The organism is Nocardioides currus, assembly GCF_003057875.1.
In the GTDB taxonomy this organism is placed as follows: domain Bacteria; phylum Actinomycetota; class Actinomycetes; order Propionibacteriales; family Nocardioidaceae; genus Nocardioides; species Nocardioides currus.
Genome location: NZ_PYXZ01000011.1, coordinates 160,563 through 179,036, shown reverse-complemented (window position 1 = coordinate 179,036; position 18,474 = coordinate 160,563). Strand labels below are relative to the sequence as shown.

The 18,474-nt window shown below is 71.8% G+C and carries 20 protein-coding genes and 1 tRNA gene; 13 read left to right on the top strand and 8 right to left on the bottom strand.

Annotation, left to right across the window (positions count from 1 at the left end; translation table 11 throughout):
- Positions 1–147: 147 nt before the first annotated feature.
- From C7S10_RS20320 to C7S10_RS20310, 3 genes are all read left to right on the top strand, one after another.
- Positions 148–1,872 (top strand): thiamine pyrophosphate-dependent enzyme, encoded by a 1,725-nt coding sequence (locus C7S10_RS20320; protein WP_108346429.1) that lies wholly within the window; start codon positions 148–150, stop codon positions 1,870–1,872.
- Positions 1,873–1,967: 95 nt separating this feature from the next.
- Entirely contained in the window at positions 1,968–2,738 is a 771-nt protein-coding gene (gene budC / locus C7S10_RS20315) for a meso-2,3-butanediol dehydrogenase (RefSeq protein ID WP_108346427.1), read from the top strand.
- A gap of 209 nt (positions 2,739–2,947) precedes the next feature.
- Entirely contained in the window at positions 2,948–4,600 is a 1,653-nt protein-coding gene (locus C7S10_RS20310) for a DEAD/DEAH box helicase (RefSeq protein WP_243395502.1), read from the top strand.
- Positions 4,601–4,609: 9 nt separating this feature from the next.
- Here the strand turns inward: C7S10_RS20310 and C7S10_RS20305 are convergent, their stop codons facing one another.
- Positions 4,610–5,011 (bottom strand): NUDIX domain-containing protein, encoded by a 402-nt coding sequence (locus tag C7S10_RS20305; RefSeq protein WP_108346423.1) that lies wholly within the window; start codon positions 5,009–5,011, stop codon positions 4,610–4,612.
- Positions 5,012–5,100: 89 nt separating this feature from the next.
- Here C7S10_RS20305 and C7S10_RS20300 point away from each other — a divergent pair, with 89 nt between their 5' ends.
- A complete protein-coding gene (locus tag C7S10_RS20300; protein WP_108346421.1) occupies positions 5,101–5,883 on the top strand; it encodes a phosphotransferase enzyme family protein in 783 nt (260 codons plus the stop codon).
- A 10-nt stretch (positions 5,884–5,893) separates the two neighbouring features.
- Here the strand turns inward: C7S10_RS20300 and C7S10_RS20295 are convergent, their stop codons facing one another.
- Positions 5,894–7,024 (bottom strand): glycosyltransferase, encoded by a 1,131-nt coding sequence (locus tag C7S10_RS20295; RefSeq protein ID WP_108346419.1) that lies wholly within the window; start codon positions 7,022–7,024, stop codon positions 5,894–5,896.
- A 42-nt stretch (positions 7,025–7,066) separates the two neighbouring features.
- On the opposite strand from C7S10_RS20295, the gene C7S10_RS20290 reads away from it, so the two are divergent.
- Positions 7,067–7,258 carry a coiled-coil domain-containing protein gene (locus C7S10_RS20290; RefSeq protein WP_108346417.1) on the top strand — a complete coding sequence of 64 codons (192 nt, stop codon included), beginning with the start codon at positions 7,067–7,069 and terminating at the stop codon, positions 7,256–7,258.
- A 16-nt stretch (positions 7,259–7,274) separates the two neighbouring features.
- On the opposite strand, the gene C7S10_RS20285 is transcribed toward C7S10_RS20290, so the two are convergent.
- On the bottom strand, positions 7,275–7,637 hold the full coding sequence (locus C7S10_RS20285) for a YciI family protein (RefSeq protein ID WP_108346415.1): 363 nt from the start codon (positions 7,635–7,637) through the stop codon (positions 7,275–7,277).
- Between the two features lie 201 nt (positions 7,638–7,838).
- Between C7S10_RS20285 and C7S10_RS20280 the strand changes: the two genes are divergently transcribed.
- Positions 7,839–8,285 carry a DUF6069 family protein gene (locus tag C7S10_RS20280; RefSeq protein WP_243395501.1) on the top strand — a complete coding sequence of 149 codons (447 nt, stop codon included), beginning with the start codon at positions 7,839–7,841 and terminating at the stop codon, positions 8,283–8,285.
- 73 nt (positions 8,286–8,358) lie between these two features.
- Complete coding sequence (locus C7S10_RS20275) at positions 8,359–9,111, top strand: hypothetical protein (protein ID WP_108346413.1); 753 nt, start codon at positions 8,359–8,361, stop codon at positions 9,109–9,111.
- 33 nt (positions 9,112–9,144) lie between these two features.
- Here the strand turns inward: C7S10_RS20275 and C7S10_RS20270 are convergent.
- Positions 9,145–9,230, bottom strand: a tRNA-Leu gene (locus C7S10_RS20270).
- A 90-nt stretch (positions 9,231–9,320) separates the two neighbouring features.
- Here C7S10_RS20270 and C7S10_RS20265 point away from each other — a divergent pair.
- Positions 9,321–10,652, top strand: coding sequence for a M20/M25/M40 family metallo-hydrolase (locus tag C7S10_RS20265; protein WP_108346411.1), 1,332 nt, complete (start codon positions 9,321–9,323; stop codon positions 10,650–10,652).
- 124 nt (positions 10,653–10,776) lie between these two features.
- On the opposite strand, the gene C7S10_RS20260 is transcribed toward C7S10_RS20265, so the two are convergent.
- Together C7S10_RS20260 and C7S10_RS20255 are read right to left on the bottom strand one after the other, a co-directional pair.
- Positions 10,777–11,001: a DUF5703 family protein gene (locus tag C7S10_RS20260; RefSeq protein ID WP_243395500.1), complete on the bottom strand. Its 225-nt coding sequence runs from the start codon at positions 10,999–11,001 to the stop codon at positions 10,777–10,779.
- A gap of 1 nt (position 11,002) precedes the next feature.
- Complete coding sequence (locus tag C7S10_RS20255; RefSeq protein ID WP_108346407.1) at positions 11,003–11,950, bottom strand: aldo/keto reductase; 948 nt, start codon at positions 11,948–11,950, stop codon at positions 11,003–11,005.
- A gap of 64 nt (positions 11,951–12,014) precedes the next feature.
- On the opposite strand from C7S10_RS20255, the gene C7S10_RS20250 reads away from it, so the two are divergent.
- A complete protein-coding gene (locus C7S10_RS20250; RefSeq protein ID WP_243395499.1) occupies positions 12,015–12,839 on the top strand; it encodes an undecaprenyl-diphosphate phosphatase in 825 nt (274 codons plus the stop codon).
- Between the two features lie 2 nt (positions 12,840–12,841).
- Here C7S10_RS20250 and C7S10_RS20245 read toward each other — a convergent pair whose 3' ends face one another.
- Entirely contained in the window at positions 12,842–14,068 is a 1,227-nt protein-coding gene (locus C7S10_RS20245; protein WP_108346405.1) for an MFS transporter, read from the bottom strand.
- A complete protein-coding gene (corA, locus tag C7S10_RS20240; RefSeq protein WP_108346403.1) occupies positions 14,059–15,036 on the bottom strand; it encodes a magnesium/cobalt transporter CorA in 978 nt (325 codons plus the stop codon). Before corA ends, C7S10_RS20245 begins: the two co-directional genes overlap by 10 nt.
- 33 nt (positions 15,037–15,069) lie before the next feature.
- On the opposite strand from corA, the gene C7S10_RS20235 reads away from it, so the two are divergent.
- Genes C7S10_RS20235 through mshC form a run of 4 tightly spaced genes read left to right on the top strand, consistent with a single transcriptional unit; the run spans position 15,070 to position 18,423 of the window.
- Complete coding sequence (locus tag C7S10_RS20235; protein WP_108346401.1) at positions 15,070–15,798, top strand: histidine phosphatase family protein; 729 nt, start codon at positions 15,070–15,072, stop codon at positions 15,796–15,798.
- Positions 15,799–15,807: 9 nt separating this feature from the next.
- On the top strand, positions 15,808–16,392 hold the full coding sequence (locus C7S10_RS20230) for a DUF3090 domain-containing protein (protein WP_108346399.1): 585 nt from the start codon (positions 15,808–15,810) through the stop codon (positions 16,390–16,392).
- Positions 16,389–17,159, top strand: a complete 771-nt coding sequence (locus tag C7S10_RS20225; RefSeq protein ID WP_341476758.1) for an SCO1664 family protein — start codon at positions 16,389–16,391, stop codon at positions 17,157–17,159. The genes C7S10_RS20230 and C7S10_RS20225 overlap by 4 nt, the downstream gene beginning before the upstream one ends.
- A 19-nt stretch (positions 17,160–17,178) precedes the next feature.
- Positions 17,179–18,423, top strand: coding sequence for a cysteine--1-D-myo-inosityl 2-amino-2-deoxy-alpha-D-glucopyranoside ligase (gene mshC, locus C7S10_RS20220; RefSeq protein ID WP_108346397.1), 1,245 nt, complete (start codon positions 17,179–17,181; stop codon positions 18,421–18,423).
- The last annotated feature ends 51 nt before the right edge of the window (positions 18,424–18,474 follow it).

Genomic DNA, 18,474 nt, shown 5'->3' with positions numbered 1-18,474 from the left:
CCGCCGCCTGTCGGCGCAGGTCCAATGGCCCGCGGGTCGCTGCAGGCCGCCTTGGCGCGCCGGGTATCGAGAACCGCCAGTTCCGGCGTCTGGGACAACCACCTTGCGGGTGGTCTCGAGGAGGTACTGGGATGGCAGCGTGGGGGTATGACTACCGTTGCCGAGCTGCTCATCGAATCACTCGCCGATCACGGAGTTCGGCATGTCTGGGGCGTAGTGGGGGATGCGCTCAACCCTGTCACCGACGCGATCCGTCGTGAGGACCGCATCGACTGGATGGCGGTGCGACATGAGGAGACCGCTGCGTTCGCGGCCTCCGCACAGTCACAGCTGACCGAGGACCTGGCCGTGTGCATGGGCACCGTCGGCCCGGGCGCCATTCACCTCCTCAACGGTCTCTACGACGCCAAGAAGTCGAAGACCCCCGTCCTGGCGATCTGCGGACAGGTGCCGCGCGAGGAGATGGGCTCGGACTTCTTCCAGGAGGTCGACAACGACGTGCTGTTCGCCGACGTCTCGGTCTTCTGCGAGACGGTCACGAGCATCGACCAGGTCCCGCGCATCATCGAGCAGGCGGTCAACGCAGCCCTCTCCGAGCGAGGCGTGGCTGTGCTGAGCCTGCCCGGGGATGTCGGGGGACTCGATCTGCCTAAGAACACGGCCGTCCCGCGCTTCGTGTCCACCCAGCCCACGCTGTCACCCGACCCCCGGGTCGTGAGCGACGCGGCCGATGCCATCAACGCCGCCGGCTCGGTGACGTTCCTCGTCGGACTGGGTGCACGCCACGCTCGCGACGAGGTGCTCCAGACAGCCGAGCGGCTGGGGGCGCCGATGGTGCTCTCACTCAAGGCCAAGGATGGCTTCGACGACGACAACCCCTTCGAGATCGGCCAGTCCGGCCTCATCGGCAACCCGGCCACCGCTCTGGCCTTCGACTCGTGCGACGTGCTGGTGCTCATCGGTACCGACTTTCCCTACCCGGAGTTCCTTCCCACCGGCAAGACAGTCATCCAGCTCGACCTGCGCGGCGCCCACGTGGGACGCCGTACGCCGGTCGACCACGCAGTGGTGGGCGACTCCCGCCTCGCGCTTCGTGCGCTGCTGCCGCTGCTCAGTGAGAAGACCGATCGGGGCCACCTCGACAAGGCTCGCAAGGCCTACGAGGGGTGGGCTCGCGGCCAGCAGCACTTCACCGAGCCTGACTACGACCACAAGAAGGTCGGGTTGCTGCGTCGCAAGGTGGACAACCCCGACGCGCTGATCCGGCCTGAGCTGCTGGCGGCCGCCATCGAGCGGCACGCGGACCCGGATGCGATCTTCACCACCGACACCGGCATGTCGACGGTCTGGTTGAGCCGCTTCGTCCGGATGAGTGGCCGGCGACGCCTGCTGGGTTCCTACAACCTCGGCTCGATGGCCAACGCGATGCCGATGGCCCTGGGGGCGCAGGCGCTCGAGCCTGAACGGCAGGTGATCGCCTTCTGCGGTGACGGTGGACTGTCGATGCTGATGGGCGACCTCATCACGGCTGTGACCGAGCAGCTTCCCGTCAAGCTCGTCGTCTTCAACAACGGACGGCTCGGGATGGTCAAGCTCGAGATGGAGCAGGTGGGGCTGCCGGAGTTCGGCACTGTCCTGCACAACCCGGACTTCGCCAAGGTCGCCGAGGCCGTCGGCCTGCGCGGGATCCGAGTCTCGGACCCGCAGGACGTGGACGGTGCGGTCGCCGACGCACTGGCCCACCCCGGTCCCGTGCTGCTCGACGTGCTGACCAATCCCGACGAGATCGCCCTACCGCCCAAACCGACCCTGCAGCAGGGCTGGGGGTTCGCCATCGCGAAGACGAAGGAGTTTGCCGTGTCGCCCGAGTAGGACCCCGTGCTCTGGTCGGACGTCCGACCAGGCGATGGGCTCACGCAGGACGGCTGACCGGGAACGCATGGCGCACCTGCGGGGTTGAGCACGACATGACTTTCAATACCTATGACTTCCACGGTCGCACCGTCCTCGTCACCGGCGGCGGGACCGGCATCGGCCGCGCGATCGCAGAGGCATTTCTTGCCAACGGGGCGAACGTTGCCGTCAGCGGCCGCCGCCGAGAGAAGCTCGACGAGGTCCTGGCCGGACATCCCGCCGACCGTACGCTCGCCGTCGAAGCCGATGTCGCCGATGACGCCTCGGCGGCCGCCATGGTGCGAGCCGTCGTGGACCGATTCGGTTCGCTCGATGTCGTCGTCAACAACGCCGCGGCATACACGAACGGCGCCTTCGACGAGCTCGCCCTCGAGGATTGGCAGGCCATCCGTGCGACCAACATCGACGGGTTCGTCCACGTGGCCCAACACGCGCTACCTGAGCTGGAGCGCTCGGGCGGCAACCTCGTGGTCGTCGGCTCGGTCTCCGGGCTGCGCGGCGACTGGGCGCAGGCGGCCTACAACGCCACCAAGGCCGCGATCATGAACTTCGTGCAGTCGCTCGCCCTCGACTACGGCCCGCGCGGAGTCCGGCTCAACGCCGTGGCCCCCGCCCTCACGATCACCGACCTCACTCGGGCCATCGAGGACGACGAACAAGCCCTGTCCGCGGCCACCAACAGGATCGCCCTCGGCCGCCCCGGACGACCCGATGACATCGCGCCGGCGGTGTTGTTCCTCGCCAGCCCGGACGCCGCCTACATCACGGGCGCATGGCTGGCCGTCGACGGCGGCACATCGGCGAGCACGGGTCAGGCGCACTGACTCGGCCTCACCTCAGATGACGGACCTGACCATCCGGCCCGGGGCGAACTGAGGTGCGCCGTACCGCCGCCGACGGCTGGTCGGCTTCGGCTTCGCCGGACCGGGCGAGCCGCCTCGGCGGGTGAACGACACCCAGATACCGTCCGAGGGTGGCCACCCGTCGACGTCCCAGCAGTGGCCGGCGCCGAGGCACGACGCAACCGCGACCGTTGCCGTCCGCTGGCCCGGGGGAGCGGATCTGGGTCCTTGACGTCCCCTACGGCACACAGGTCGACGGCGCGACCTGGCATCCCGCCGTCAGGACCCACCTGCACGTCGGACGCCGCCTGCCCGAGCACCTCGCGCCGTACGCCCCGGGACCCCACACGCTCGGACGGTTCATCGAGAACACCCTCAACCCAGACGACCCGACGCCCAGCCCGGAGCCGACGGACGCGCTCGAGCCGCGGCGGATCCAGTTCGAGGCGGCGGACGCGATCGCCGCGCGTGCTGAGGCGGGCGGTCGGCTGTTCCTGCTCGCCGACGAGCCGGGCGTGGGCAAGACGATCTCGGCGGTCCTCGGCGCGACCGCGGTCGGCGACCTACGAGGCGCGCACCGCGTGCTCGTCGTGGCCGACCGGCCGGCCGCGATCACGATCGGGCACTGGTGCCGCACGATCACGGCCCTGGGCGACGGGGGACTGGAGTGGGTCGTCATCACGTGGGACCGGCTGGAGAAGGTCAAGGACCACACGTGGGACGTGATCATCGCGGACGAGGCGCACGCCCTGCGCCGTACGACGACCAAGCGCTGGAAGCTCTGGGCGCGGATCTCCGGACACGGCAGGCCGCAGGATCGGGCGCCGTTCGTCATCGCGACCACCGCGACGCCCGGCCACACGCCGCTCGAGCTGCCCTACCTCGCGCCGGCCTACGCGCAGGTCCTTTGCGAGCCCATGAAGGACTGGACGAGCGCGACGAAGCCCGGCGACACGTTCGCGGCGGCGCTCGAGCGCCACGGTGTCGGCGTCGAGCAGGGGAGGTACGGCGCTGCGTGGACCACCGACCCGGCACGCCGTGCGGCGGACCTCAAGCTCGTGCGCGGCTGGCTCGACGAGGAACGGCCGCCGGCGATGCTGCACCGCGCCGCGCCGTGGGGGCCGGTGCCGATCTCCGGCCTGCCCGTGGCCCTGACACCGGCGGAGCGGACGGCCTACGAGGCCGAGTGGGGCGAGTTCTGCCGTGAGATGGACATCGCCCGTCGCGGGCGCAACGTCGCCAAGGGGCGGGCCGCGCTCCTGCGCTTCCGGCAGAAGGCGGGGCTGATCCGCGTCGACTCGACGGTCGCGTGGATCGAGCAGCAGGTCCGGGCCGAGCGGCAGGTGGCGTGCTCGGTCGAGTTCGTCGCGACCGCCGCCGACCCGATCGCCGACCGGCTGCGCGACTCTGGCATCGAGGTCGCCACGATCTATGGCCGCGACCGGTTCGACCCGGAGGCCGAGCGGCTCCGGTTCCAGACCGGGCAGGCGAAGGTCTGCGTCTTCACCACGGTCGCCTCCATCAGCCTGCACGCAGGCGAGACCCTCGCCGACGGACGCCAGGCGAGCACGGAGCCGCGGGTCGGGGTCTTCCACCAAGCCCGCTTCTCGGGGATCGCCGGACGGCAGGTGACCGGCCGCACCCACCGCGACCACCAGGTCTCGCCGTGGCACATCGCCTACGCGGAGGGCACGGTCGAGGAGCAGGTCGGCAAGGTGATGGTCGAGCGGATCGCCGCGGCCTCCGACACCGTCGGCAGCGACACCACCGGTCTCGCCGACCTCGCCCAGCTCCTCGGGGCCGACTGGCTGCCGACCGTGTCGCTGACCGAGGACGGCGCCTGACCCGGTCCGCTACGAGGGCTCGCCCACCGCTCGCAGCAGGGCCTCGCGCACGATGACGTGCGGAGGTGGCGGCAGCTCCGCCAGGTCGAACCACCGCAGGTCGTCGTGCTCCTCCGGCGCGACGTTGGCGGGCGTGCCGTCCCACTCGGGGACGAGCCAGGCGCTGAGCGTGGCTCGGTCGTCAGCATGGCCCACCGACATCCGGCACAGGTGGGACGCGGCTCCGACCACGACCTGCACGCCCAGCTCCTCCCGCAGCTCCCGCTCGAGGGCCTCCAGCTCCGACTCGCCGGCCTCCATGACTCCGCCGGGCACGTCCCACCGGTCGGGGTGCACGTGCTTCTCGGGACGTCGGTGCACGAGGAGCACCTGCCCGTCACGCACCAACGCACCGACCACGACTCGAGTCACCGGCTCAGCCAAGCACGAGGCGCCGACGACGACGCGCGCCCCCGAAACCCGGTTGGCGTCCCGGCGGTGCGCGTGCGAGCGTCCCGCCCATGGCGAACGACGAGGCACGCAGCCGCGCGGCAGAGGTGAACGAGCAGTTCCGTCCGATCGAGCTGACGGCCGAGACGGTCACGAGACCTGCCGGGCCGCAGACCCCGACCGTGCATTCGTTCCTGCGTCACCTGCGCGCGAAGGGGCTGGACTGCGTGCCTGAGCCCGTGTCGCTCGACGGGGACACCGAGACGCTGCGCTTCATCGAGGGCGACAGCGGCGGCGACGGGTGGAAGCACCAGCACGACGAGCAGGGGCTGCGGTCCGCGGCACGCCTGCTGCGACGCATCCACGACGCCTCCGCCGACTGGGTGCCGCCGGACGACGCGATCTTCGCCGCACCGCCGGTCGAGGGCGGCGACGTCTTCGTCAACGGCGACCCCGGTCCCTGGAACTTCGTCTGGCGCGACGGCGAGGCGGTCGCGCTCATCGACTGGGACTTCCTGCACCGCGCGCCCAGGCTCAGCGACGTGGCCTACGCCCTGCTGTGGTTCGCCCCGCTCCGGGACGACGAGGCAGCCCGCGAGTGGCACCACTTCCCGGAGGTGCCCGACCGCCGAGCGCGGATCGAGGCATTCCTCGACGCGTACGGCATGCCGGCCGACTTCGACGTCGCCGAGGCGGTCGTCCGACGCATCCGCTACACCGGCGAGCACGTCCGCTTCCTCGCCGATCAGGGCCAGGAACCCCAGCGGACATGGGTCGAAGACGGCAGCGTCGAGGAGGAGGAGTGGGACGACATCGCCTGGGTCACGGAGCACAGGGCACTGTTCTCGGGCTGATGAGTGCCCGTCAGCAAGCCGCCTCCAGCGCGGCGACGGCGGCCGACTGACCCGGCAGCGCCTGCAGCTCGTCGGCGACGGCAGCGCACCGGGCACGCATCCCGCCGTCGGCGAGGACGGCCGAGGCACGCGCCCCGACCTCCTCCGACGTGACGGTCCGAGCCGAGAGGGTCACGGCGACGCCGAGCTCCTCGGCCCGTACGGCGTTGTGCGGCTGGTCCGCGCCCAGCGGGAGGAGCAGCGACGGGAGCCCGTGGGCGAGGGCCGCCATCAGGCTCCCGGAGCCGCCGTGCGACACGACCAGGTCGACGTCGGGGAGCACGTCGCCCTGCGGGAGGAAGCGTTCGACGCGCACGTGGGACGGCTGCGGTCCGAGGTCGGCGGGATCGGTTCCCTGCCCGACCGTGGCGACGACGTCCACGTCGAGGTCGCCCAACCCGGTCAGCAGGCGGTCGAACAGGTCGCCCGAGGCCGTGTTGAAGATCGTGCCGAGGGTGACGTAGACCCGCGCCCGACCGGCGCGAGGAGCGCGCACGGGCGTGGGTGCCGACCGGTAGTGCGTGACCCTCGGAGCCAGCGGAGCGTCCGGGCTCCGGAAGGACGGTGGCGCATCGCTCAGCGTCAGCCCCGACGTCAGCCGCGACAGACCGGGATCAGGCGGCAGCCCGTGCTCGGCCCGGACCGCGTCGAGCCGTGGTGCGACCAGCTCCGGGCGGATCAGCAGTCCGGCAGCCAGGACCAGGTGGGTGGCGACGGGCACGTCGAGGAGCTCGGCGGCGATCGGCGTACCGAGGTCGGTCTCGTCACGGAGCACGAGGTCCGGCTCGAACGCGCGGATGACGTCGGGCACGGCCAGCGCCATCCGTCGCGCGCCCCGGTCGGCGAAGTTGTCGGCGAACTCGATCTCGGTCGCGCGAGCGTCCATCACCTCGAGCGGGGTGCGCTCCTTGGCGACCGCCTGGTCGTGGTGCGGCTGTGGGCTGGTCGCGAAGGCGGTGAAGCCGGCTTGCTCGATCCGCGGCACCAGACCCCCCGAACCGGCGATCGCGACGTCGTGCCCGGCCTCCCGCGCCGCACGAGCCAGCGGGAGCAGCGGAGTCAGGTGGCCGAGGCCGCCGACGAACGTGACGAGGAGGCGCATGGTGCCCCAGCCTAGGGAGCGGGTGCGCCTACCGTGGCAGGCATGGACGACGTACGGCGCGAGCTGGACCAGCTTCGTCAGCGGGTCACGGACCTGGAGACCAGGCTGGCCCGGCTCGAGGGCACGGCCCCGATCGACCCGCTGCCGCCCGACCGGGACCCGCTGCGGCATCCGCAGCCGCCCCCGCCGGGCGACGTCCCACCGGGCGACGTCCCGTCGCCCACCAGGCTCTAGGAGGACGGGGCGAGCGTCAGGCCAGGCCGTCGAACGGACGGACCTCGACCTTGCCGCCGCAGGCCTTGGAGCCCTCGGCCGCGAGCCGCAGCGCGACGTCGAGGTCGGGAGCGTCGATCACCCAGAAGCCCCCGATGACCTCCTTGGTCTCGAGGTAGGGACCGTCGGTCATCACCGGCGTGTCGCCCCTGCCGTCGACGACGGTGGCGCTCGACGCGGACTCGAGGCCACCGGCGAACACCCAGTAGCCGTCCTCCTTGAGCTGCTCGTTGAAGGCGCCAGTCGCCGCGAACGCCGCCTCCATCTCCTCCTTCGAACCGTAGCTGCCGAACTCCTCCATCTCGGCCGGCCCGTGCACGGACATCAGGTAGTGCGCCATCGCAGTTCTCCTCGAGCTCCGGGCGGTCCCGATGACCGCCTCTGCCAACACCCACGAACGAGGTCGTGTCGATACGACAAACCTGCCACGAAAAGTCGTCGCAGGAATTTCGACCGCACCTGTCGTGTCGGGCCGGCCGCGTTCGTGGACAGGGCATGAGCAGGTCGCACTCGGCGACCTGCGGACACCGAGGAGCTCGAGATGACCACGACCACCAGCAGCCCCATGACCACCACCACCACCACCACCGATGCGCAGGCCGCTCGTCGCGCGCCCGTGTGGATGCACGGCGTCGCGGCCGCCGTCGTCGCGGCCAGCGCCACCAGCGCCCTCGCGGCGCTCGCCTCCGCGGCCGGCGTGTCCTTCGCCGACACGTCCGGCGAGAGCATCCCGGTGTCCGGCTTCGCCGTCCTCACCGTGGCGTTCTCGCTGGTCGGGGTGGCGATGGCGGCCGTCATGGCGCGTACGGCGCGCCGCCCCCGCGCCACGTTCGTGCGCACCACCGTCGTCCTGACCGTGCTGTCGTTCGTCCCCGACCTGGTCGTCGGCTTCGATGCCGTCTCGGCCGCCACGCTGATGGCGCTGCATGTGGTCGCGGCGGCGATCGTCGTACCGACCCTGGCAAAGCGCCTCGCAACCACGCGCTGAGCGCCTAGCCTGCTCGTCGCGGCGCTGGACGGGCGCGCGCCGCGACGAGGCGGAGCGCTCGCGGACGGATGACATGACCGACGACACCAGCGCCACGTCGCGCGTCCTGGACGCCGCCGTGGCGGCCGTCCAGGCCCCCGACGACACGGACCCGCAGACCGTGGCGCGCATCCAGCAGGTCGCCGGCCGCGTGCTGGTCGCCGACGGCCTGTCCGCGCTCAGGGCCTCGTTCACGGAGCAGTCCGTCCGGGCCCTCCTCCTCGGGCCGGTCGTGGGACTGGTGATCGGTCTCGCACTGGGCCTCTTCTCCTTCGTCCAGTTCTCCGGCAGGCCCGACACCGACTCGGTGACCACCGGCACGGTGCGCGAGGTCCACCTCGACCACACGGGCCGCCGCAACGCGTCGCGCGTGTGCGAGATCGTCGCCGACTTCACCCTCGACGGGCGCACGTTCACCGCGACGTCGGCGCGCAAGGTCGACGGCAACTGCGACGCCACCGTCGGCAGCCCGATCGAGGTGCGCTTCAGCGCCGTCGACCCCACCGTCAACGACGTGGGAGCGATCAACCGGCTCATGGGCGTGCTGCGGGGCTTCCTCGCGACGGTCGCCCTGGCTGGCACCCTGATGGTCCTCGGCCGGCGGTGGACGGTGCTCCGGGCAGGGATGAGGCTGGACGCGCGCGGCACCCGGTGGCTCGCCGAGCACCCCGACGCGCTTGCCGCCAACGAGGCGCTGGTGGCCCGGGTGCGCGACTGGCTGGTCGCGCAGGTGCGGGGGATCCGGGCCGGCACAGGCGCCGTACACGCCGATCACGGCCCGAAATGACGAGAAGGCTCCGTGGAGCCGGAGCCTTCTCAGTGTCCGAGGGGGGACTTGAACCCCCACGCCCTAATACGGGCACTAGCACCTCAAGCTAGCGCGTCTGCCAATTCCGCCACCCGGACGAGTGCTGGAGAACAGTAGCAAAGCGATCGGTGAACTCTCGCATCGGGGCGCACCCTCGAAATCGGGCGTGATCGAGGCAGGATGGGCGCATGTCGCAGACCTCGGAACGACGCCCCGAAGACCCGTCCTACGACCCCGCCGGCGAGGTCGTCGAGCTGTGTCGAGAGCTGATCCGGATCGACACCAGCAACTACGGCGACGCCGACGGTCCGGGGGAGCGGAAGGCCGCGGAGTACGCCGCCACGCTGCTCGACGAGGTCGGCATCGAGTCCCGCCTCTACGAGCCGGAGCCGGGGCGCACGTCGCTCGTGGCGCGCTGGGGCGGGGGAGACGGACGGGCGCCGCTGCTGGTCCACGGGCACCTCGACGTCGTCCCGGCGGCCGGCGAGGACTGGCAGGTCGACCCGTTCTCCGGCGAGGTCCAGGACGGGTTCGTCTGGGGCCGCGGCGCCGTCGACATGAAGGACTTCGACGCGATGCTGCTCAGCGTCGTGCGGGCCCGCGCCCGGGCCGGTGCGGCACCCGAGCGAGAGGTCGTGATCTGCCTGACGGCCGACGAGGAGGCCGGCGGCCACAAGGGCGCCGAGGTCATCGTCGAGCAGCACCCCGACGAGATCGCCGACTGCACCGAGGCGATCGGCGAGGTGGGCGGCTTCAGCGCCACGATCCGCGGCCGTCGGGTCTACCTCATCGAGGCCGCCGAGAAGGGCATGGCCTGGATGAAGCTGACCGCCCGCGGGCGCGCCGGGCACGGCTCGATGATCAACACCGACAACGCGGTCACCCGCCTCTCCGGTGCCGTCGCCCGGATCGGGGCGCACCAGTGGCCGGTCCGCCTCACCCCGACGATGGAGGTCCTGCTCGCCGCCGTCGCCGACCTCGCCGGCACCGAGGCGACGCCGGAGAACGCGGAGGCGCTGATCGACGAGTTCGGGAGCGCCGCCCGGATGCTCGGCGCGGTCATCCGCAACACGGCCAACCCGACGCAGCTCGACGCGGGCTACAAGGTCAACGTCATCCCGACCGAGGCGACGGCGCACGTCGACGGCCGCTTCCTGCCCGGCTTCGAGGACGAGTTCTTCGACACCCTGCGCGAGCTCGCCGGCGACGGGATCGAGTTCGACCACCTCTCGCACCAGCAGCCCTGGGAGATGCCCTACGACGGTGACCTCGTCGCCGCGATGAGCCGGTCGCTGCTCGCCGAGGACCCGGACGCCGTCGTGGCGCCGTACCTCATGAGCGGCGGCACCGACGCCAAGCACTTCACCAAGCTGGGCATGCGCTCCTACGGCTTCGCGCCGCTGCGGCTGCCCGCCGACCTCGACTTCACCGCGCTCTTCCACGGGGTCGACGAGCGGGTGCCGGTCGACGCGCTGGAGTTCGGGGCGCGGGTCTTCGACCGGTTCCTGGGCGACATCTGAGGATCTACCACCCGGTTTCGGTTTCCCCGGCTAAGCGGGGAAATTCGAACTTAGGGGGGCATGCAAACCCCACGAAGTCGGGGTTTCCCCGGCTAGCCGGGGAAACTTGACGAGCGGCGGCGACTCAGCCGAAGAGTGTCAGCCGCGCCCGGATGATCTTGCGGCGCAGCACCACGCGGCGCACGCCGTCGTTCCCGATGCGCAGGCGGTCGAGCTCCCACCCGCCGACCTCGGCCCGCTCGACCAGCATCCGGGTGACGACGTTGCGGGAGAAGTCGCGCGGCAGGGTCAGCGTGTCGAACTCCCACTCCACGCCCGCCCGAGGTGGCCGGCGTTGCACCCGGGCCACGTCAGTCCCCGCTCACGTCGTCGAGGGCGTCGACGATCTCGCGTGGCAGGGCCAGCTCCTCGATGCCGAGCGCGCCCTGGAGCTGGGCGGCGGTGCGGGCGCCGACGATCGGGGCGGTGACCCCGGGCCGGTCGCGCACCCAGACCAGGGCCACCTCGAGCGGCGTCCAGCCCAGGCCCTCGGCGGCACGGACGACCGCCTCGACGATGCCGCGACCCCGCTCGTCGAGGTAGGGGTTGACGAAGCCGGAGAAGTGCGGCGAGGCGGCCCGCGAGTCCGACGGGGTGCCGGTGCGGTACTTCCCGGTGAGCACGCCCCGACCGAGCGGCGACCAGGGGAGCACCCCGAGCCCGAGCGCGGCGGCGGCGGGCAGCACCTCGTGCTCGACGCCGCGGGACAGCAGGGAGTACTCCACCTGCGTCGAGGCCAGGGTCGAGCGGCCCGGCACGGCGCGCTGCCAGGTCGCCGCCTGCGCGGTCTGCCACCCGGAGTAGTTGGAGATGCCGATGTACGACGCCCGGCCGGACGACACCGCGAGGTCGAGCGCTGTCAGCGTCTCCTCGACCGGGGTGTCGTCGGTCCACACGTGCACTTGCCACAGGTCGACGTGGTCGACGCGCAGCCGCTTGAGCGACGCGTCGAGGGAGGTCAGCAGGTGGCCGCGCGAGGTGTTGGTGACGCGCTCGCCCGTGCGCCGCGAGATGCCGGCCTTGGTCGCGAGCACGACCTCGTCTCGTCCGAGCACGTCGCCGAGCAGGGTGCCGATCAGCTCCTCGCTCGCGCCGTCGCCGTACCCCGCGGCCGTGTCGAGCAGCGTGCCGCCGGCCTCGGCGAAGGCGATCAGCTGGTCACGCGCCTCGTGCTCGTCGGTGTCGCGGCCCCACGTCATGGTGCCCAGACCGAGGCGGGAGACCTTGAGTCCCGTGGAGCCGACCGCACGTTGCTGCATGCGCCGAGATTAGCGACGCGCCCGTCAGGTTGGGTGCAGGGACGCGCCCGTACGCTTCTGCCTCGTGATCGATCTCCTCAAGGCCGTGGTCCTCGGCACCATCCAGGGCCTGACCGAGTTCCTGCCCATCTCCAGCAGCGCGCACCTGCGGATCTTCCCGGAGCTGTTCGGCTGGGGCGACCCGGGCGCGGCGTTCACGGCCGTCATCCAGATCGGCACCGAGCTGGCCGTCCTCATCTACTTCCGCCACGACATCTGGCGCATCGGCAAGGCGTGGGTGCTCTCGCTGGCCAAGCCGGAGTGGCGCGGCCACGCGGACTCGCGGATGGGGTGGTACATCATCGTCGGCTCGCTGCCGATCGTGGTCCTCGGCGTGCTGCTCAAGGACGTCATCGAGAAGGACTTCCGCAACCTGTGGATCATCGGCTGCACGCTGATCGTGATGGGCATCGTGCTCGGGGTGGCCGACCGGCTCTCGAGGAACGACAAGGTGATCAAGCACATCAGCCTGCGCGACGCGGTCCTGATGGGGCTGGCCCAGGCCCTCGCGCTGATCCCAGGTGTCTCCCGCAGCGGCGCGACGATCTCGATGGGCCGGGCGCTGGGCTACGAGCGCGAGGCCGCGACCCGCTTCGCCTTCCTGCTCGCCATCCCGGCGGTCGTCGGGGCCGGGCTGTTCGAGCTCAAGGAGATCCCCGGCGGCGACAACACCTACGGCTGGGGCCCGACCATCGTCGCGACCGTGATCAGCTTCGTCGTGGGCTACGCCGCCATCGCCTGGCTCCTGCGCTACGTCTCCACGAAGTCCTACACGCCGTTCGTGCTCTACCGCGTCGCCCTCGGCACCGCGACGCTGGTGCTCCTCGGGGCGGGCATCCTCAGCGCCTGAGATCAGGGCGTACGTCGCAGCGTCGTCGCCAGCAGCGCCAGCGCCACCACCTGGGTGACCGCGACGGCCACCACCAGCGCCGGCAGCGAACGGTCGTAGAGCCACCCCGCCCCGGCACCACCGACGATGGCCAGCGCGCCCTGGATGCCCGCGAACACGCCGTACGCCGTCGCGCGCCGCTGCGCCGGGACCAGGTCGGCCACGGCTGCCTTGATGGTCGAGTCCTGCACCCCCTGCGCGACGCCCCACACCACGACGCCGACGACCACGAACGCGAGCGTCCCGCCGAGCGCGAGGGCCGGCACCACGGCGACCAGCACCGGCACGACGAGCAGGACCCGCGCGCCCGTGCGGTCGTAGACGGCGCCGACGACGAGGGCGGCGACGGCCTCGACCGCCATCGCCCCGGCGTAGACCAGCGGGACCGCGGCCAGCGGCACCAGGTCGTCGACGGTGAGGTGGTATCCGATGATGCCGAAGGTGACCAGCGCCCCGGTGGTCAGGGCGCAGGCGAATGCGTAGCGGAAGAACACCGGAGGCAGGTCGGCGCCGACGGCGTCGCGCAGCCAGCCGCGTCGCTCGTCGCCGACGTGGGGCTGCCGGCTCGCGTCCGGGTCGTAGACCGACGGGTCGGGGACGCGCAGGCACAGGAAGGCGAGCAGCCCCATCGCGACCGCCCCGGGCAGCGCGAGCACGGCCATGCCCGCCCACAGCGAGGCGCCGGCCACGACCGCGGCCACGACCAGCGGGCCCGCGAACGCGCCGACCTGGTCGAGCGCCTTGTGCACGCCGAACCCGCGACCACGTCCGACCGCGCCCGCGGCGTGGGCGAGCAGCGCCGACTTCGAGGGCGACCGGACCGCCTTGCCCAGCCGCTCCAGCAGGATCAGCACGATCGCCACGGCGAGACCGGCGCCGCCCACCCGCGGGGCGAACCACAGCAGCGGCACGCACACGGCGGTGAGGCCGTAGCCGACGATCGTCAGCGTCCAGTAGCGACCCGTCCGGTCGGCGACGGGGCCGAACACCAGTCGAAGCACCAGCGCCATCGCCTCGCCGGCGCCGGTCACGAGGCCGACGACCGCCGCGGAGGCGCCGAGCGCGGCCAGGACGGGGCCGTACATCGAGCGAGCGCCCTCGTAGACCATGTCCGCGGCCAGGCTGACGAAGCCGAACCACCACACGACCTGCCAGGCGGTGAGCCGGGGTGGGGCCGTGCTCAGAGCCATCCCGACTTCTTGAAGAACCACAGCAGGACTGCCGAGGCGCCGACCATCAGCGCGATGGCGAAGGCGTAGCCGTAGGTCCAGTGCAGCTCGGGCATGTGGTCGAAGTTCATGCCGTAGACACCGGCGATCAGGGTGGGTACGACGACGAGTGCCGCTCCCGCCGAGATCTTGCGCATGTCCTCGTTCTGCTGCACCGAGATGCGCGCGAGGTGGGCGTCGAAGGCCGTGGAGAGGAGGTTGTCGAGGGTGTCGATGACCTCGGAGACGCGCTGGAGGTGGTCGGCGACGTCGCGGAAGTAGGTGGCCGTCTCGTCGTCGATGCTCTCGTGCTGGCCGGCCGCGAAACGACGCATCGGCTCCCGGAGCGGGAGCACCGCGCGGCGTACCTCCGCGATCTCGCGCTTGAGGGTGTAGATCCGCACCGAGTCGTTGGTGCGGGCGGGGGAGAAGACCGACTCCTCGACCTCGTCGACGTCCTCCTCCAGCGCCGCACCGACTCGCTCGTACTCGTCGACGACGCGGTCGCAGATGGCGTACATCACCGCCATCGGCCCGTGCTCGAGGACCTTGGCGCGCTGCTCGAGGTCACGGCGCGAGTCCGCGAGGTTGACGCCCTGGCCGTGGCGGACGGTCACCACGAAGTCGCGGCCGATGAACAGGTTGATCTCGCCGGTCTCGACGGCGTCCTGGTCGTCGACGTACCAGAGCGTCTTGAGCACGAGGAACAGCGTGTCGCCGTAGCGCTCGACCTTGGGCCGCTGGTGGGAGTCGCCGGCGTCCTCGACGGCCAGCGGGTGCAGGTCGAACATCTTCGCGATCAGGGCGAGCTCGTCGTCGGTGGGGTCGTGGATGCCCACCCACTGGAAGTCGCCGGGATCGCACGGGACGCGCGCGTGCCCCAGGCTGGGGTCGTCGCCGTCGAGGGCGACCCGCACGCCGTCGTGGTAGAGCGCGTTGTCGACGATCACGACCGTCAGGCTAGTGCCACTAGGGTCCGGTGCATGGCAACCGTGATCCTCGTCCGCCACGGCCGATCGACCGCGAACACGTCGGGGGTGCTGGCCGGCCGGCTGCCCGGCGTGCGGCTCGACGACCACGGCCTCGCGCAGGCCGAGGCGGTCGGCGAGCGACTGGCCGCGGTCCGGCTCGCGGCCGCCGTCACGAGCCCGCTCGAACGCTGCAGGCAGACCGCGAGGGCGATCGTCGCGCAGCAGGCGGCGCCACCCGGGCTGACGACGGATCGCAAGCTCAGCGAGTGCGACTACGGCGAGTGGCAGGGACGACCGATCAAGGACCTGGCCAAGGAGGCGCTGTGGAAGGTCGTGCAGCAGCAGCCGTCGGCGGCCGCCTTCCCGGGCGGTGAGTCGATGCGCGCGATGCAGGACCGCGCGGTCGAGGCCGTACGCCGCCACGACCGCCTCGTCGAGGAGCAGCACGGTCCCGGCGCGGTCTGGCTCGCGGTCAGCCACGGCGACGTCATCAAGTCGATCCTGGCCGACGCCCTCGGCACCCACCTCGACCTCTTCCAGCGCATCCACGTCGACCCGGCCTCGGTCTCGATCGTGCGCTACACCGAGTCCCGGCCCTTCGTCCTCGGCACCAACACGGCCGCCGGTGACCTGTCCTGGCTCACGCCGCCGGTCACGAAGCGGAAGCGCTCGCCCCGCTCCCGCCGAGCCGCGGACGACGCGGTGGTCGGCGGGGGAGCCGGGCCAACCACGGCTGGCTAGGGTGATTGCATGCCCCTGATCCACTCCTTCGACCCGCCCGAGCGGTTCGTGGTCGGCACCGTCGGCCCGCCCGGTGCCCGCACCTTCTTCCTCCAGGCCCGCGACGGCGCCCGCCTCACCAGCGTCGCGCTGGAGAAGCAGCAGGTCGAGGCCCTCTCCGAGCGCGTGGACGAGCTCCTCGACGAGGTCATGCGCGCGTCCGAGACCTCCGCATTGATCCCGGCGGTCACGCCCTTCGACCTCGTGGACAACAACCCGCTCGAGCAGCCGATCGAGGAGGAGTTCCGCGCGGGCACGATGACGTTGTCGTGGGACCTGTCGCTGGAGCGGATCGTGATCGAGGTGTTCCCGTTCACCGAGGCCGCGGTCGTCGCCCCCGACCAGGTCGACGAGGACCTGGAGGAGCCGGAGCCCGAGGAGATCTTCGTCGTCAAGCTGACCGCCGGTGGCGCCCGCGCCTTCGTCGACCGGGCACGCAGCGTGGTGGGGGCCGGCCGGCCCGACTGCCCGTTCTGCGGCAACCCGATCGACCCCGAGGGCCACCTCTGCGTGCGGGCCAACGGCTTCCGGCGCCGCGACCCGCAACAGCAGTGACCGACGCCGTCGCCGACGAGATGTCGGGGGAGCTCACGCTCCACGGCCGGGTCATGCCCGCCTCCAACGCCACCTTCGTCGGCGAGGTCGACGGCCTCCGGGTCGTCTACAAGCCGGTCGCCGGCGAGCGTCCGCTGTGGGACTTCCCCGACGGCACCCTGGCCGGGCGCGAGGTCGCGGCCTACACCGTCAGCGAGGCGCTCGGCTGGGACGTCGTCCCGCGCACGATCCTGCGCGACGGCCCGCACGGACCCGGGATGGTGCAGGTCTGGCAGGAGCCCGACCCCGCCCAGGACGCCGTCGACCTCGTGCCCGCGGGACGCACGCCCGACGGCTTCCGGCACGTCTTCGACGGCGTCGACGCGCGGGACCGCGAGGTCTCGCTCATCCACGAGGACTCCACCGCGCTGCGCCTGATGGCCGTCTTCGACGTGCTCGTCAACAACGCCGACCGCAAGGGCGGCCACGTGCTGGCGATGGCCGGCGGTCACCGCTACGGCGTCGACCACGGCCTCACCTTCCACGTCGACCACAAGCTCCGCACCGTCCTGTGGGGCTGGATGGGCGAGCCGCTGCGTGAGCAGGAGGTCGGAGGCGTACGCCGCGTGCTCGCCGATGTGGGAGGCGCCCTCGGCGACGTGCTGGCCGAGCACGTGCTGGACGCCGAGATCGAGGCGTTCGCCCGCCGGTGCCGCACCCTGCTCGACACCGGCGTGCTGCCCTCCCCGCGCGACGAGTGGCCGGTCATCCCCTGGCCGCCATTCTGACCCGGATAGGGTGCCTTTCATGCACGCCTGGTCCTCTCCTGCCGTCCCCGCTCCCGGCGTCCCCGGACCGGCCGTCCGGCTCCACGACACCGCGTCGGGCGAGCTCGTCGAGACCCGCCCCGAGGGCCCGGCCCGCCTCTACGTCTGCGGCATCACGCCGTACGACGCCACGCACATGGGTCACGCAGCGACGTACCTCGCCTTCGACCTCCTCAACCGCGCCTGGCGCTCGGCCGGGCACGAGGTCACCTACGTGCAGAACGTCACCGACGTCGACGACCCGCTGCTCGAGCGGGCCACCAAGGTCAAGGTCGACTGGGTCGAGCTGGCCGAGCGCGAGACCGAGCTGTTCCGTCAGGACATGCAGGCGCTGCGGGTGCTGGCGCCCGACCACTACATCGGCGCCGTCGAGTCCATCCCCCTTGTCATCGACCTCATCACCCGCCTCCAGGAGGCCGGTGCGGTCTACCAGGTCGACACCGACCTCTACTTCTCGGTGACCGCCGACCCGGCCTTCGGCGGGGTGTCCGGCTGGACCCGCGACGAGATGCTGCGGATCTTCGGCGAGCGCGGGGGAGACCCCGAGCGCGAGGGCAAGCGCGACCCGCTCGACTGCGTCGTGTGGCGCGGCCAGCGCGACGGCGAGCCGTCGTGGGAGAGCCCGTTCGGGCCGGGTCGACCGGGGTGGCACATCGAGTGCACGGCCATCGCGCTGGAGCACCTCGGCAACGCCTTCGACGTCCAGGGCGGGGGCAGCGACCTGATCTTCCCGCACCACGAGATGTGCGCCGGCGAGGCTCAGGTCGCCGACCCCGGCCAGCCCTTCGCGAAGACCTACGCGCACGCCGGGATGGTGGCCTACGACGGCGAGAAGATGTCGAAGTCGAAGGGCAACCTCGTCTTCGTCTCGGCGCTGCGCAACAGCGACATCGACCCGATGGCGATCCGCCTGGTCCTGCTGCGCCACCACTACCGCAGCGACTGGGAGTGGACCGACGACCAGCTCTGGGACGCCGTCGACTCCGTCGGCCAGTGGCGCAAGGCGCTCACCCTCGGCGCCGGCGCCCCGGCCGCCCCGGTCGTCGAGGCCGTGCTCGCCGCCCTGGCGAACGACCTCGACGCCCCCACCGCCGTCGCGGCGATCGACGACTGGGTCGCCTCCACCCTCGGCGACACCGCGCACGGGCTCGCCGACACCAGCGACCCCGACGCCGCTGCGACCCTCCGGCCGCTCCTCGACGCGGCGCTCGGCCTCGAGCTCTGACCCCTCGCCGTACGCCGCCGCGACCCGCCCGCGGCGGTGCGTGAGCCACCT